A 16,440-nucleotide genomic window follows, 5' to 3' on the forward strand; every position below is an offset into this window, starting at 1 on the left:
TTAAGTTCTATTTGAAAGGAGGGTATCGCTAGGTATTAAGTCTTACGTGTGAGGCTTGGAAGTAGGGACGATGATGGCGGCGGCTATGAACGAGAAATGTACGTTATTGTTTAACTCAGTTATCTTTGAGCTACTTTAAAAAGATAGAAGCACAAAGGTTGACCTAAAGTTCTCGGAGTATTCAGGGATATTCTCTTCGTTTTCTAAATTTTATTTTATACCAAATTTTAGTTCTAATAGATATATTGTGAATATGGTGTTAAGCACTTCTTATAAAAAAATTATATGAAAAGGTATCCGTTAAGACATAGGGGGAAAAGACTGAAATGATTTTAAAACAGATAGTAATACAGAATTACAGGAAATTTGTGAATTCTTCTTTATCATTAACAGATGATATTACGCTTCTAGCTGGAGCCAATAATAGTGGTAAAACTTCTATAATAGATTTACTTGGGAATATATTCAACGCTGGAAAATCTACTTATTGTGTTACCGATATTCCTGTGACATTATCTAAGAACTGGTCAGAAAGGGCCTATCCTATTTTTGGAAAACATTTTGACGAAGGTTTGGAAAAGGATAAAACAATAGTATCGTTAGTTGATGAGCTTTACCCACTTGAACCAACAAATACAAATCCTGCAATTCTAATTCCATCAGCTGTGATTAAATTTAGGATTGATTATGAGTTGAACGATGATATCAGGAATTTTGCTGACTACATCATGGATTTTGACCCAGTTAAACGTTCTATATATTTTGAGTATTCCTTTGAAGTCACACGAACGTCGCTTAGTCAAGCAATAGAATCTGATTTCGATAAATTAAAAAGTAGATATGAAAAGCTTGATGATAGAGACGCTGATACTTCTAAAGTTAAATTATTCAAAGAAAAAATAATTAGTACATATGCAGCTGGTATTGTTGAAAAATGCTATTTTACTGATAGCACTTTTCAAATTCGAAATGAATTGGAGATATCAGATTTCCGAAAACTTTTTAATTATAAAAATATTATTGCTGGAAGGCCGCTTGATGATCAAAATAACGGGCAATCAAAAAGTATTAGTAAAAATGTACTTGATTTAGCATGTCACAATGATGATTGGCAATCGCTACTAGATATATTACCAGATAAAATTCTTCAACCTATAGAGGAGTTAGATATTACTGAGGTTGTTCGTAAAGCTTCAGTTGATGGACTAAGTGATGCTATGCGCACAATAGCTCAAGCAAACGGTGGCAATACGGGTGGGTTAGTCCTTAACCTTGATATTACTGAAGATGCTATTAATTCTCTTATAGGTCAAGTAATGAATGCTAAATACCAACTTGAAGATCATTTTTTAGGCGAGGCATCACAAGGTTTAGGTTATAGCAATATGATTTTTATTCTTCTCCAACTAGAGACGTATAAACGTAATATAGATCCCCTATTAGTAAATTTATTTGTTATTGAAGAGCCAGAATCTCATATGCATCCTCAAATGCAAAATGTATTTGGTAAATATCTACGAACCTACTATAAAGAGAAAAAAATACAGGGACTTGTGACAACCCATTCGAGTGAGATGGTTCGAGCAACAGATATGAGGAATCTTAGAGTAGCACGCCCTTCTAAATTATTTGAAAGTGAAATTTTAGATTTTTCTTCTTTTAAAGAAAGCTTAAGTAGCGACTCTGTTCTTGATAACTTTTACGATTGGTTCTATGAAATTGGGTTTTCAGATATTGTCTTCGCTGATAGGGTTATACTCTACGAGGGAGATACTGAGAGAATGCTAATACGAAAATTGTCGTTGTTAGAAGATTTCCGAGTCCTGAATCAGCAATATATTGCATTTGTACAGGTTGGTGGAGCATATGCTTATAATTACAGTAAATTAATAGAATTTATGAATATAAAAACTTTAATATTAACAGATATTGATTATCAAAAGTCAGCTAACAATGTGGATCTTATCATGAACTCTAAAACGACAAATGCAACAATTAATAACTTTTACAAACTAAAGTTCCCGAATGCTTCTCCAACAGTTGCTGATCTATACCAATGGAAGGAGAAACATGGAAATATACTGTTTAATGGAAGCGCATTTTTAGCATTTCAAGGAAAGTCAGATAAATTTGCACGCACATTAGAAGAGGCTATGCTTGCACAACATTATAATATAAATGCTATCGTTGAAAAAGAACGTGCTGAATGGAAGGAACTACGAGATTCAGATAATTTAAAATATACCATTCCTCAGGAAGCGGGGAAATATACACTGAGAGAAATTGTAAAACATACTTCAAACGGAAAAACTGACTTTATGTATTCTGTTATTCTGAATAATTTAACAGAGAAAATGCTTCCCCATTATATTAAGGAGGGACTAACTTGGCTGGTTCAATAGTTGAAAATATCTATCTGGTAAATGCCCCTGCTGGAAGTGGGAAAACCACAAAAATCAAATCAATGATTTTTAATCACACAATTGAACACCCAAAAGATAATATTCTTTGCATAACATTTACAAATAGAGCGGCAGATGAACTTAAAAAAGACACCAAAAACTCTAAAGTTTATTTTTCAACAATTCATTCTTTTTTCAATAGTTTCATTGGTATCTATTTTTCTCATCCTCAAGTAATTGAGATATACTTTGAAATTTATGGTGAGGATATAAAACAGAGAATTGATAACGTTGAAGAGGATGTGAATATTTATAGAAGTAATCAGAAGTATATTGATAAATTTGGTAGTCTAAATTTTGAATCCATTCAAAAAAACCTGAGATATCTATATTATAATGAGGCCCAATTTAACTCACTATATTATGGTGGTTTGTCGCATGATGATTTAATAAAATTCACAAAAATAATTTTTGATACCTTTCCTGTTGTAAAAAAAAGGCTGACACAAAAGTTTCAACTAATATTTATTGATGAGTACCAAGATTCATCTGCAGCTGTTTTAAAGATTTTTTACGAAGCGGTATATGGAACTTCTACAAAATTGTATTTTCTTGGTGATAAGATGCAACAGATATATAAGAACTATGATGGGACATTTGAAGATAAATTGTCTATTCTTAATAAATCAATAGCACTAACGACAAATCATAGATCGATATCACAAGTGCTAAATATTTTAAATAAACTATATAACAATGATTCATTCAAGCAAGAACCATCCCCTAATAACTTAGATGGTTTATCTGATCATCCTCCCCGAGTAATAATATGTGATCAAATTTTTGATAGACTTGATATAGAAAAAATGAAATATCCTGAAGCATTACTTCTTTTCCTTCTTAACCAGAAGAGATTTGACTCGATCGGTTGTGGGAATTTATACAGGGGATTTAATAAAATGGAAATATATTCATTTGTACAACAAAATAGGGCTATAGATGTTCTTACAGATCAAACAAGCGATAACCCTGATCCTCTCATTAAGATGCTATTTGCAGTACATCAGATTTCAGAATATTACGCCGATGGAAACTTGGGAACCATTATTCAATTATTAAGAAAAAACTCCAAAATGTTTGATAAGAGTACGTACGTAGTATTAAAACATGAAGATAAGAATCGATTGAAAGATAACTTGGATTTGATCTTGGGACTATATAATGATTCAGAAGATATCTATGATATTAAATCAATTGTATCTATTCTCAAGTCAACAGGTTTGGCAAGAGAGGATTTTATTGATGCAATACTTAATAGTGAAGAATATTCGTCCGTGTTGGAAGTTGGGGTTAGCGAATTTAAAACTTTAGTCAATTACCTTAAAACACCTAATGTATCAACTCAGCATGGGGTAAAGGGTGAGAGCCATGAAACAGTTTTTTTTATTGCCGAGAATAGCAGTTCTACGCCTGTAGTTCATATGTATCAATTCTTTAATTTGTGGTGTAAAGTTGATATTTCACTTGATTATTTTGAGAGTTTTTATTATGAATATGTTGAGTTCATTAGTAATATTAATCAACATCTTGGTTTCAAAATATCTAATATAAATAAGGAGCTACATGAGGAGTATCAGAATTATCTGGTTGAGAGAGCTAGAGAGTTGATTGATGCCTTTAAAGATAATTTAATTTTTAAAACTTTATGTGAGAAATCTTACACAGATTATTTATCAAATCTTAATGTTACAACTGTTAAGAGATGTTTTAAAGAGAATCAAGTTTATGGTGTATTAAGTGCGTATCGATTATTTTATGTTGGTTGTTCCAGAGCAAGGCGTAATTTAACTGTCTTCATTGATAAATCAAAAATTGATGGTTTTTCAACTCAGCTTATTGAGAAGTTTAGAACAGTTGGCTTTAATATTGAAGAATAACATTGAATAGTTCTCTACTTAGCTGGATGATAAAAAAAAGTTGATACCTAGGAAGTTTATTGATTTAATTAACATTTAAAATAGCTTCTCCTATTATCCATATCCTCAGAAGTTCGACAATACGGGTGAAGATCAGGAAGACCTGATTTCCATCGGAACCATTGGTTTGATCAAAGCGATCGAAAGTTTTCAACAAGGCAAAGGCACGAAGCTTGCCACATTTGCGGCGAGATGTATTGAAAACGAGATACTTATGCATCTGCGTTCCCTGAAGAAAACACGCAAAGACGTATCCCTGCACGACCCTATCGGTACGGACAAAGAAGGCAATGAAATTACATTAATCGACATCCTTGGCACAGAAGCTGATGATGTTGTAGATCGGGTACAGCTCAAGATTGAAAAAAGCAAAATTTATCGCAATCTAGACATCCTGGATGATCGGGAGAAGGAAGTTGTAATCGGTCGATTTGGCCTGGAAGCAGGCGGGGAGGAACGAACTCAACGCGAAATTGCGAAGGAACTAGGCATCTCACGTTCTTATGTATCACGGATTGAGAAACGAGCGTTAATGAAGCTGTATCATGAGTTTTATAAACAAAAGTAGTTGCTGGTTAGATAGCACTTTTCGTTAAAAAGATGGTGCTTTCTGAACCTTCCATATTTGTAGCGAGATGCATTAAGATCGAAAATTTGATACACCGCGCTCTCTGAAAATGGTACGGACAAAGAGGGCAATGAAATTACACTAATTGATATCCTCAGAACAGATTGGATAAGCAAAAGGAATAGCTGAACAACCAGAGGGCACCTTTATCGGGAGCCCTTTTTACTGTGAAGATGCTTAAAATTGATCTATATAGTATTAATTATTTGGGATTATGACCTAAATAAAGGAATTTCCATTCCTGTTGAAGAATATCTTGTAAATAGACCAATTTAATATATAAGGAGTAAATCATAATGAAGCAGCTTTTTCAGAAAACTCCACTGTGGTTTTTGTTAATCTGGATCGTAGGATTTATGATGATCGTGTTCAACTCGTTTCAATCAAACTCGGGTACCATTAACTTGCTTGCATTATTCATAATTAATGTTGCTAATGCTATTCGAATTTGGAAAAACGAACGTTCATTAGCAATTACCTTTTTAGTTGTTGCCGCTCTATGCTTGGCTTATATTTTAATATACTTCTATAGATATGTATAATCAGCATGACATGGCATGAGGATAACAAAGGAATGTACATAGGCTGATGATAATATGGATCGGATGTAACTCAAGATCATAAAAGCCAGGGCATGAAATACGAGCGTATCAAGAGGTCACCTCTTACAAAGGTGGCCTCTTTGCTGTGCAAAAAAATATATAAAAGAGGGATATGTATTCTGGGCAGATTATTATATGATGAGTAATAATATTTTACATCGTAGAGAGCATTTGCAGAAAGAGAGTGGTGGTTGATCATGCAGCAAGAAACGTTAACAAGGGGATTAAAGAACAGGCATGTGCAGTTGATGGCGATCGGAGGTGCGATCGGTACAGGGCTGTTTCTCGGAGCAGGCAAAACGATCCAGCTAACAGGGCCATCCATCTTGCTGGCCTACATTATTACGGGTGTTGTGTTGTTCCTGATCATGCGTGCATTGGGGGAGCTGCTGTTAAGCAACTTGCAGTATCATTCCTTTGTCGATTTTGTGCGTGATTACCTGGGAAATATGGCGGCATTTATTACAGGCTGGACCTATTGGTTCTGCTGGATCTCCATTGCCATGGCTGATATTACGGCAGTTGGATTGTATACACAGTTTTGGTTTCCAAATGTACCTCAATGGATGCCAGGGTTAATTGCGCTGGTCATTTTGCTAATCATGAACTTGGCAACGGTCAAGTTGTTCGGGGAGATGGAATTCTGGTTTGCCCTGATTAAAGTCGTGGCTATTCTGGCACTTATTGTTGTAGGTTTATATATGATCTTCAAAGGTTTTACGACGGATCAGGGTCCAGCAAGTTTCACCAATCTGTGGAGTCATGGGGGATGGTTCCCGAATGGAATGCATGGATTCATCATATCGTTCCAGATGGTGGTGTTCGCCTTTGTAGGCATGGAGCTGGTGGGACTCACAGCAGGGGAAACGGAGAACCCGGAGAAGGTTATTCCGAGAGCCATTAACCAGATTCCGATCCGAGTACTGCTCTTCTATGTTGGCGCACTGCTGATTATTATGAGTATCTACCCGTGGAACGCCATTGTGCCTACTGAAAGTCCGTTTGTACAAGTGTTTGCCGCTGTAGGTATTGCAGCCGCAGCAGGTATTGTGAACTTCGTGGTACTGACTTCCGCAGCGTCAGCGTGTAACAGTGCCATTTTCAGTACAAGCCGTATGGTGTTCTCCATGGCAAAGGATCACAACGCACCTGAATCATTTGCAAGACTGAACAAGAGGAAAGTCCCTTCCAACGCGCTGTTTTTCTCCACGATTGTTATTTTGATTGCAATTGTTCTGAACTATATCATGCCAGAAGGCGTATTTACGCTGATCACGAGCGTGTCGACCGTGTGTTTCATCTTTGTATGGGGCATCATGGTCATCTGTCATCTCAGATATCGTCGTACTCAGCCGGAACTGGCGAGTCGCAGCCGTTTCAAACTGCCACTATATCCGTTTTCGAACTACTTGATCCTGGCATTCCTGGCGTTTGTGCTAGTGGTATTGGCATTGGCCGATGACACGCGTGTGGCACTGTTTGTCACGCCGGTGTGGTTTATTCTTGTTGCGGGGATCTACCTTTTTAAAAAGAAAAATTTGAGCAGTAACAGACAGTAGGTCTTACCATCGTTGCCAAATAAATAGCCGCCCAATGATATTGGGTGGCTATTCGTATTTAAATTCTTGCAGCCTCTTTGCCTTCACGAATGCTCGCGTAGATGGCATCACAGATATCGGTGGTATACTGGCCTGACATTCCTTCAAGTGCTGTATTGGTGAATGCTACGACACTAAGTTCTTTTTGTGGATCAACGAACCACGAGTGACCATAGGTTCCACCCATCCGCCACGTACCCGGGGATTCCGGTGTACCGGCTGCGACAGGATCTTTAAGTACGGTAAAACCAAGGCCAAACCCTCTGCCTGGCCAGTATGGCATCACGAGATCACCGATTTGATTGGTAGACATCTCAGCCGCAACGGCTTCTGTAAGGAGAGGCTGTCCTCCTAGTCGCAATGCTTCAAGTAAAGTAAGAAAATCTCCGGTACTTCCAACCATACCCGCTCCGCCCGACAAGTAAGCAGAAGTATGATTCACACGATTGGGTGACAGTCGGAAGCCAGCAGTACCCTCAATAAAAGGAATCAGCTCCAACTCCTGATGAAGGAGACGCGGTTCTTCAGAACCATTAGCATATGCGGCTGTCAATCGTTCCGAATCCACCGCAACAAAGTCAGTGTCGGTCATGTGGAGTGGATGAGTAACCAGCGTTTGAACAGCTTCTCGTAGTGACATCCCAGTTACCTTTTCGATAACGGCACCAAGTACATCTGTCGCAATGGAATATCTCCACATGTTGCCTGGCTCATACAGAAGCGGAGCAGAAGCCAGCCTTTGCAGATTCTCCTCCAGACTCATTTCAGACCAATCCATTCCGTCCGATACCCCTGCAAGCTCATAGGTTCCCTGATCTTCTTGGAAGAAACGGTATGTCAAGCCTGCGGTGTGTGTCATCAACTGATGTACTGATATTAAAGCGTCCTGACCATTGGCAAGTTTGGGCCGGAATGCAGGAAGCCAGCGTGTCACCGGATCATGCAGACTCAGCTTTCCTTGTGAGATTAATGCCAGAGCTGCTGTCGAGACAATAGGTTTGGTTACGGAAGCAAGTCGAAACAGAGCGTTTTCCGACATGGTGCGTTTTTGCTCCCTGTCTGCGAAACCAGCAGCCCGGCTATATACCAGTTCCCCTCCTAATGCAACCTGTACAACTGTTCCTACAATTCTTTTTTCGCTTAGAGCGCGATCAATAGCTTCATCCACATAAGTGTGCAATGTCGTCATGTCTTCTTTTCCCATGTTTATCTTCCTCTCACCAACTGATGTATTTGATTTCTCGGGATAACTGTGTTTATTATATAAATGATTGATCTTGTATTACATGGTTTGTTAAAGGCATTATAATGAATTAGCGAATATACTTAAGGTAATTTCTGAATATATCTTACGTATTTAAAGGAGTGGATTACATGGACGAAATAGATCAGCATATTCTGTATCACTTGGAGAATCACGCGAGATTATCCATGACCGAACTAGGCAAATTGGTGGGGTTATCTCAGCCCGCCGTTACTGAACGAGTCAAACGAATGGAAGAAAAGGGGGTTATCGAGGAATATCGAACCGTGATCTCCCCATCCAAATTGGGCAAGCAGAGCACAGCCTATGTTCTTTTTCGTACGCGGGATTGTTATCCTTTCCTGGATTTCTGTCGTGCGTCCCCTGAAGTTGTGGAGTGTTATCGGATAAGCGGAGAGTACAATTACTTGCTGAAAATCCTCACAGATACCATTCAGGGACTCGAGGAGTTTCAGAACAAGTGTGATCCGTACGGTACTTACATGACTTTAATCACCATGTCTTCTCCAATTGCACATAAGAATCTCGTGGAAGGACCAAATCTGTTGGCACAGGCAGAATAAGATTCTGGTCTTTAAAATGAAAAACAGAAGAGGAGTCCACATCAAGTGAACTCCTCTTTCCTCCTGTGTGTAACTCATGCAAAATGCCTTCCTGTTAATTTGCTCTGGTAAATCCATATTTATAAGCACGCATAGCTACAAGCAACGCAGGAATAAGCAAGATAAACAGCGCCCCAGAAAGGTATCCTGCTCCAAATACTTCAAGAAGGATGCCCCCGATGATGCCTCCTCCGCCAATCGCCAGATTCCATGCTGTAACCAGCATCGATTGGGCGACATCTGTGCTTTTGCCTCCGGCTTGAGCGATGGCAGTCTGTAACAGTGTCGCGGCTCCGCCAAACGTAAGTCCCCAGATCATGACGCCAAGGATAATAATCACAGGTTGATGAGTAGCGATTCCCATCACGACAGAGGCCAGAGCGAATGATGCCAAGCTAATGATAACCAATCTCCTCAAAAATCGGTCAATGAGCATGCCGGTTAACCAAATTCCAACAATGGAAGTAAAACCGAAAATGAGCAAAATCAAGTCGACTCTATTAGCAAATACGGTCTGGGCAAGGTAGGGAGAAATATAGGTATATAGAATGTTATGGGCAAGCATCCAGGCCAGAACAACAAACAGAATAGGCCTAACTCCCGGAATTAAAAACACCTTATGCAACGGAAGACGTTCACCAGCTGGCTCTCCGGCAAAATCCGGCATTCTCCAGAGAACCCATACGATTAAAGCTACGGTTAGAAGAGATACCATCCCGAAGATGAGGCGCCAGCCGACATAAGAACTGAGAAAACTACCGATTGGGACACCCAGGGCTAATGCTACCGGAGTGCCGACCATAGCCACAGCCATGGCTTTACCTTTTAACGAATCCGGAACCATCCGACGAGCATAACCTGCTGTCATTCCCCATAACACACCCGCAGAGACTCCCGCCATGAAACGAGCAGCAAGTGTCAGGATATAATCCGAAGATAAGGCGGTAACGGTGTTAAAGACAAGAAAACCACTAATGCATACTAACAGTAGAGGTCGGCGTCTCCATCCGCGTGTAGCAGTAGTCAAGGGAATGGCAGCAACAAGTGATCCAATGGCATAAAGAGTCACCAACTGTCCTGTGAGGGCCTCTGTGATCCCCAAGTCTTTTGCAATTTGCGGCAGCAGTCCCGCAGGCAGGCTTTCAGTGAGGATGCAAATAAATCCCGCCATGGCTAATGCAAGAAGCCCAGCCCACGGAAGGCGTTCTGAAGATATGGAAGGCAGCTCCCTTTGTTTTGGGAGGGGTGTGTTAATGGCCATGAATAAAAAACCTCTTTTCTTATCGTTTAATCTTATCCAGAACTATGCATATAAGCTTATCTGAAAAAATCAAACTTTTGCATACAGGATTAAAGGTAAGAAGGAGGTTTTAACATGATTTTTAATTTAATTTGTGAGTTTATCCGTTAATTTAGTATGTTCTAAAGTGGACTGAAAAAATGAGCAGGGAGAATGTCTTCTCCTGCTCATTGGCTCAAGTCATTACTTCATCGGATTAGCTTTCATTTCCTGTCCCATTTTCTCAATACCGTCCAGAATTTGATATCCATAACCCCAGAACTGGCTGAAATCTGTGACATAGATCTGTTTGTTCTTGATTGCGTTCATACTTTGCAGGGCAGGGTTGGCATACAGATTTTGAATCAGTTTGTCGATATCCGGTGAACCGGCATACGCGGACAAGAGCAGGTAGTCGGGATGCGCTGTGATCAGTTGCTCTACACTAACTTCACCTTGCACACCATCAAACGTATTTTTCAGCTTCAACAGGCCAAGTGCATCAAGCTGATACGTATCGTTCTGCATGCTGCTTACCGTAATGGTGTCTTCCGTAGCGGGTACGATATAAGCAAAAGTATGATCAGGCTGATCGGCTACACTTGCCTTAATGGCTGCAACACGAGTCTTCAGATTTTCCGTGAATATTGCGGCATTTTCTTGAACATCGAAGATCTGCCCAAGTTGTGCAATATCGCTATACAGGCTATCGAGTGTGCCTTTGTGATTCGTCGTTTGCAGGAACGTGCGGATATTCATGTCATTCAATCCATCGACGGTACCTACGCCCCAGTCTGCATCAGCGAACAGGTCGCCCCGTCCGAGAACCAGATCCGGGCTTGCACCTACAACCAGCTCTTTACCGACATAATCCTTGGACAATACCGGAATTTGGGCGAAATCATCAGCCACATCCGGTGTAACGGAACCGTATAGAGCAGCAACACCGACCATTTTATCGGTCAGACCTAATTTGATGAGCATCTCAGCCGCAGATTGGGTATTCGCAACAACACGTTCAGGTGCTTTATCGAATACTTGCACTTTGGGTTTCCACTCGCCACCCTCACCCGAGATCGTGAAATTCTCAATGGTGAGCGGGTACGTCGTTTTATTTGTATTCCCAGCAGGAGCTGAAGTTTCTGTCGTGTTAGTTGTTGAAGTTGTCTCTTCGGCAGGGGAAGAAGTTGATGCATTCGAACAGGCTGCAAGCAGCAGTAACAGGAGACTTAGAGCAGCAAAGCCAATGGTTCTGGATGTGAATTTCATTAAATGATGAACCCCTTTTCTATGTGTTTTAAATTGACAAAGATAATCATTCTCAATTATAATCCGAGAAAACACATTGTAAATAGCTAAATTTAATCTGTTCTACATTTTACGCGAATTGATGGGGGAAGAGATGGCACAGACGGTTCAGGTTCAAACACAGCGTATGGGGAAAAGAGAGTCTCTGATTCATAGTAAATCCGGGTTTGCTTTACTGATTGCAGCTTTAATCATGATTACGCTTATATCCGTAGGTATTGCAGTTTCCATTGGACAGGTACAAATTCCACTGGCGGAGTCATATCGTATTCTTTTAACCAAATTAACGGGATTTCAGTGGGGGACAACACCCATTGAGGCAGGTTCCTTTACCGATATCATTTGGCAGATTCGTTTCCCGCGTGTGCTGATGGCGATGTTTATCGGCGCAGGCTTGGCCTTGTGCGGTGCTGTTATGCAGGCTGCTGTGCAGAATCCACTGGCTGATCCTTACATACTGGGTATATCCTCAGGCGCTTCACTTGGAGCAACCTTTGCAATTCTTATTGGATTCGGTGCGATTGGGTGGCTAGGTCAGACGGGGGTGGCTTTCTGGGCCTTTGCCGGTGCGATGGGTGCGTCATTACTAGTCCTGACTTTGGCAGGGATTCGGGGGAAAATGACGTCGGTCAAGCTGGTGCTTGCGGGAATGGTGATTAACGCGTTATGCAGCGCTTTTTCGAACTTTATTATTTATTTTGCCAACAATGCTGAAGGCATCAAAACGGTGACATTCTGGACCATGGGCAGCCTGGCGGCTTCCGGATGGAATAAACTTCCACTCGTAGGTATCGTCGTGCTTGTGGCGATTCTATTTTTCCTTTTACAGTCCAGAGTTCTTAATACGATGTTATTGGGGGATGAAGCAGCCGTTACACTGGGCATTAATCTGAGTGTGTACCGCAGGGTGTACATGCTGTTAACCGCTTTGGTGACAGGTGTTATGGTGGCGAGCTGTGGCATGATTGGTTTTGTTGGACTCATTATTCCGCATATTGTCAGAGGTCTCGTGGGTTCCGATCATCGTAAAGTGATGCCTGTATCCGTGCTGTTTGGAGCCATTTTCCTCATCTGGACGGATGTTATTGCACGATCCCTCATATCCAGCGTGGAGTTGCCAATCGGTATTATTACGGCCATGATTGGTGCACCAATGTTTATGTATATGCTGGTCAAAAAAGGCTACGGTTTTGGAGGAAATTAAACATGAAGCTGAACGTAGAGAATGTATCCATCTCCGTGCTGAACACGGACATCATCAAGGATATTTCATTACAGGTGAACGGCAAACAGTTCGTTGGACTGATCGGACCCAATGGTTGTGGCAAGTCAACGCTGCTCAAGAGCATCTATAAAGTGATCAAACCGCAGCAAGGTAAGGTGTTTCTAGACAATACCGATATTCTCAAATCCAGTCCAAAGCTTGTTTCCAGACACATGGGCGTTGTTGGCCAGTTTAATGAATTGAGTTTTGATTTTACAGTACGCGAGATGGTCATGATGGGCCGTACCCCACACAAAAAAATGCTGGAGACGGATAATGAACGGGATCATGAAATCGTAGAGCAGGCTTTGGAAAAAGTACATCTGACTGGACATGCAGACCGCAATTACGTGTCTCTGTCTGGTGGGGAGAAACAGCGTGTCGTATTGGCGCGTGTCTTGGCACAGCAACCCCAATTCCTGATCCTGGACGAGCCAACGAACCATTTGGACATCAAATACCAACTTCAGATTCTAAATATTGTCCGTGGACTCGGCATTGGCATACTGGCAGCGCTGCATGATCTCGAACTCGCCGCAGAATATTGCGATTATCTCTATGTAGTGAAAAAGGGCCAGATTGTGGTTCATGGCAAACCGGCTGATATTCTGACTTGCGAGATGATTGGTGAGGTGTTCGATGTCGATTGTGAAATCTATACAAATCCGGTTACGGGCGGCTTAGGCATTGCTTACCTGAGTACACGTTGATTGGGACTATATCTTCGTTTGGATGACCTGGAGCAATCTTTCGAAATAATCAATTGAAATGAACATAGACCGTACCTGTTAGAGTGATGTTATTGCATGCTCGCAGGGCCGGTCTTTTGTTTTTAAGTGGGGTAGGGATTAACTATTGAAGCTTAGGATCAACGGGATGAGCATGAGCACCTTTGCTGACTTCTTGAAAAATATCTGAGGAATTATCGCTATGCGTTGAAGACTTGTTGCTGTTGTCTTGTTGGGGGTGTTCTCCCGTTGCTGGACTACTACCTGTAATCGCATAACTTCGTAGGATCTCTTCCAGATCTCCAATCGTCACGGGACGAGCATGTCGTTTCAGGACATAACCAAGTTGACCATTGGGCTCCACCGTTGCTGTCTCCAGATCGTCTACACTTGTAATTCCGTGCTGTCGCATATGCATCTCAAGCTGATCCATCGTATAACGCATACGTTTCAGATTCGGGATATTGACCTTTCCGTCCTCTACCACGATTTTGGAACTGCCACTCATTAACCGTTCAAAAATATTAAATTTCAATTGCAGTTGTTCCACTACAAGCAATGTCAAAATGAAGACCGATGCTGATCCAATCGCTTTGCCAAGCTCATGATTTGCGATGGGTTGTACAATCGTTGTTCCGATGGAGATCATGATGACCGTTGTGGCGACACTCATCTGTGAGATCGACTTGCGTCCTGCAATTCGCAGCAGAATCATGCCGATAAGTACAAGTAAAACAGATTTCCATATCCAGTCCATACGTATATTCCTTTCTATTCCAGTATGCGCTTTGTTTCTTAGACTGTTCTGGAGTTGGAGGAATTATGCAGATGGCTAAATCCATAGCTTTCATTCCGCCCACCGGATCGTTTACAATAGGGTATTGATGAAGTGAACAAAGGAGCGGGTTACAGTGGCAAAACAGAAATACTATGTTGTCTGGGAAGGCAAGAAGCCGGGTGTGTATAACACATGGGCAGATTGCAAAGCGCAGACGGATCATTATACTGGAGCAAAATATAAATCCTATGAGTCCAAAACAGCCGCAGAAGAAGCGTATCGTGCTGGATGGAAAGGGAACTGGGGTTCAAGTGCAGGCGGAGCGTCGAAGACAAAGTCGGCTGGTAGCGGAAGAAGTGCTGGCATGGAAACGTCAGAGGAAGTGGATTACGACAGCGTCTCTGTTGATGTGGGCACACGTGGTAACCCCGGACCTGTAGAATACAAAGGGGTAGACACCCGCACCGGTGAGGTTATTTTCTCCGTCGGACCGATCTCCAAAGGCACGAACAATCTGGGCGAATTTTTAGCCATTGTACATGCCCTCGCACATCTGAAAAAAGAAGGCAGTACCAAAACGGTGTATACCGACTCGGTCAATGCCATGAAATGGCTAAAGCAGAAAAAAGTAGCCACAACGTTGCCAAGAGACAACTCCACGGAAGAGATCTGGTTGATGATTGATCGTGCCGAGCAGTGGCTCCAGACGAATACGTACAGCAATAAAGTGCTAAAATGGCAGACCAAACAGTGGGGCGAAATCAAGGCAGATTACGGCCGGAAGTAGGTATTTATCCGTATTAATTTCATAATACCTTTCGCTGCTTCAATTAAGGCTAGATATAGATCAAAGCGGTTTAATTTGTCTATATCTAGTTGCAAAAATCCATTTTTAGTGAGTTATGAAATTGATTTTTCCAAAGGATGCCTCCTTAATTTCTGGTCTATTAGAATCGTTATTTACAATTTCCAGTTTCCGCTCTATAATCATCTGAATATGATTAGTTAAACATATGGAGGAGCCTGTCATCTGCAGGCCCTCTTTATCTTTTTGGTCCATTGATTAGCAAGTCCATTCAATAGAATGGGGTATTTGAGTATATATTGCAGGAGGCAGACATGAGTTCCATTTATAGAAGTGAAGAAGGCAAGAGCAGCATACTTGAAGAGTATGAGATTTATTTGAACGAGTTGGGTGAGGAATTTACTCGGGAGTATGTAGAGACGCGTTTTGGAAAGACACATGTTTTACTGACGGGTCCTCTAGATGGCAAGCCGTTATTTATTCTCCAAGGCGGTAATTGTGTGAATCCGATGACGTTGTCCTGGTTCTCTTCTTTATTTAAAGAATACCGGATTATTGCTCCTGATACGATTGGTCATCCTGGTTATAGTGAGGAAGCGAGTATCTCGACACGGTTTGATAGTTTGGCATTATGGGTATCGGATCTGCTGGATCACTATGATATTGAAAAGAGTGCATTTATCGGTCCATCGTTTGGAGGAGGCATTATCCTCAGACTAGCTACCTATATTCCGGAACGCATCTCGTGTGCCGTATTGGTTGCTCCTGCGGGTCTTGCGGTCAATTCCAAAATTAAAACAGCTCAGGATATCACGCTGCCACTCGTCAAGTACCGCATGACGTCTTCACCATCTTCTTTGCAAAAAATTACGGACAACATGTCGTGCAACTGCATGAAAGAAATGGATAAAAACATTATCGGTAAACTTTTTAAATACGTCAGCATAGATCAGGATCTGCCCAAGCTCACGGAGCGAGAAGAACTGGTGAATTATACGTCACCAACCTTGTTATTGGTAGGAGAGAAGGATGTCTTTTTCCCAGCGGATAAGTGTATTGAGCGAGCTCAAAAGATTATTACGAATGTAGAAGCCATCAAGTATGATACAGGACATTTTCCTTCACAGGACGTATTGGTTCAGATGAACGAGGAAATCGGGCGTTTTTTACAGAATAATTATTAATAAAAGCTGTTAATGAAGGATG

12 protein-coding genes and 1 pseudogene are annotated in these 16,440 nt (G+C 41.2%); 9 read left to right on the forward strand and 4 right to left on the reverse strand.

Annotation, left to right across the window (positions count from 1 at the left end):
- The first annotated feature begins 326 nt into the window (after window positions 1-326).
- From MKY28_RS04215 to MKY28_RS04230, 4 genes and pseudogenes are all read left to right on the forward strand, one after another.
- Entirely contained in the window at window positions 327-2,402 is a 2,076-nt protein-coding gene (locus MKY28_RS04215) for an AAA family ATPase (RefSeq protein ID WP_340935097.1), read from the forward strand.
- The gene (locus MKY28_RS04220; RefSeq protein ID WP_340935099.1) at window positions 2,387-4,339 is read left to right on the forward strand and encodes a UvrD-helicase domain-containing protein; all 1,953 of its coding nucleotides are present in this window, start codon (window positions 2,387-2,389) and stop codon (window positions 4,337-4,339) included. The genes MKY28_RS04215 and MKY28_RS04220 overlap by 16 nt, the downstream gene beginning before the upstream one ends.
- Window positions 4,340-4,445: 106 nt before the next feature.
- Window positions 4,446-4,946 (forward strand): annotated as a pseudogene (gene sigK / locus MKY28_RS04225) (RNA polymerase sporulation sigma factor SigK); the annotation flags it as partial.
- 859 nt (window positions 4,947-5,805) lie between these two features.
- On the forward strand, window positions 5,806-7,167 hold the full coding sequence (locus tag MKY28_RS04230; RefSeq protein WP_100528531.1) for an amino acid permease: 1,362 nt from the start codon (window positions 5,806-5,808) through the stop codon (window positions 7,165-7,167).
- Between the two features lie 58 nt (window positions 7,168-7,225).
- Here MKY28_RS04230 and MKY28_RS04235 read toward each other — a convergent pair whose 3' ends face one another.
- Window positions 7,226-8,410, reverse strand: coding sequence for a serine hydrolase domain-containing protein (locus MKY28_RS04235; protein ID WP_340935101.1), 1,185 nt, complete (start codon window positions 8,408-8,410; stop codon window positions 7,226-7,228).
- A 170-nt stretch (window positions 8,411-8,580) separates the two neighbouring features.
- Here MKY28_RS04235 and MKY28_RS04240 point away from each other — a divergent pair, with 170 nt between their 5' ends.
- The gene (locus MKY28_RS04240; RefSeq protein ID WP_100528533.1) at window positions 8,581-9,033 is read left to right on the forward strand and encodes an Lrp/AsnC family transcriptional regulator; all 453 of its coding nucleotides are present in this window, start codon (window positions 8,581-8,583) and stop codon (window positions 9,031-9,033) included.
- A 94-nt stretch (window positions 9,034-9,127) separates the two neighbouring features.
- Here MKY28_RS04240 and MKY28_RS04245 read toward each other — a convergent pair whose 3' ends face one another.
- Window positions 9,128-10,333: an MFS transporter gene (locus MKY28_RS04245; RefSeq protein ID WP_340935102.1), complete on the reverse strand. Its 1,206-nt coding sequence runs from the start codon at window positions 10,331-10,333 to the stop codon at window positions 9,128-9,130.
- A gap of 222 nt (window positions 10,334-10,555) precedes the next feature.
- The gene (locus MKY28_RS04250) at window positions 10,556-11,620 is read right to left on the reverse strand and encodes an ABC transporter substrate-binding protein (protein WP_340935104.1); all 1,065 of its coding nucleotides are present in this window, start codon (window positions 11,618-11,620) and stop codon (window positions 10,556-10,558) included.
- 166 nt (window positions 11,621-11,786) lie between these two features.
- Here MKY28_RS04250 and MKY28_RS04255 point away from each other — a divergent pair, with 166 nt between their 5' ends.
- Window positions 11,787-12,863 carry a FecCD family ABC transporter permease gene (locus MKY28_RS04255; protein WP_339287244.1) on the forward strand — a complete coding sequence of 359 codons (1,077 nt, stop codon included), beginning with the start codon at window positions 11,787-11,789 and terminating at the stop codon, window positions 12,861-12,863.
- A gap of 2 nt (window positions 12,864-12,865) precedes the next feature.
- Window positions 12,866-13,633, forward strand: a complete 768-nt coding sequence (locus MKY28_RS04260) for an ABC transporter ATP-binding protein (RefSeq protein ID WP_340935107.1) — start codon at window positions 12,866-12,868, stop codon at window positions 13,631-13,633.
- Between the two features lie 142 nt (window positions 13,634-13,775).
- Here MKY28_RS04260 and MKY28_RS04265 read toward each other — a convergent pair whose 3' ends face one another.
- Complete coding sequence (locus tag MKY28_RS04265; RefSeq protein ID WP_340935108.1) at window positions 13,776-14,408, reverse strand: DUF421 domain-containing protein; 633 nt, start codon at window positions 14,406-14,408, stop codon at window positions 13,776-13,778.
- A gap of 154 nt (window positions 14,409-14,562) precedes the next feature.
- Here MKY28_RS04265 and rnhA point away from each other — a divergent pair, with 154 nt between their 5' ends.
- Both rnhA and MKY28_RS04275 read left to right on the forward strand, forming a co-directional pair.
- The gene (gene rnhA, locus MKY28_RS04270; RefSeq protein WP_036615228.1) at window positions 14,563-15,216 is read left to right on the forward strand and encodes a ribonuclease H; all 654 of its coding nucleotides are present in this window, start codon (window positions 14,563-14,565) and stop codon (window positions 15,214-15,216) included.
- Window positions 15,217-15,548: 332 nt separating this feature from the next.
- A complete protein-coding gene (locus MKY28_RS04275) occupies window positions 15,549-16,418 on the forward strand; it encodes an alpha/beta fold hydrolase (RefSeq protein WP_036615225.1) in 870 nt (289 codons plus the stop codon).
- Window positions 16,419-16,440 lie beyond the last annotated feature (22 nt).

Source organism: Paenibacillus sp. FSL R5-0473, from assembly GCF_038004565.1.
Lineage (GTDB): Bacteria > Bacillota > Bacilli > Paenibacillales > Paenibacillaceae > Paenibacillus > Paenibacillus amylolyticus.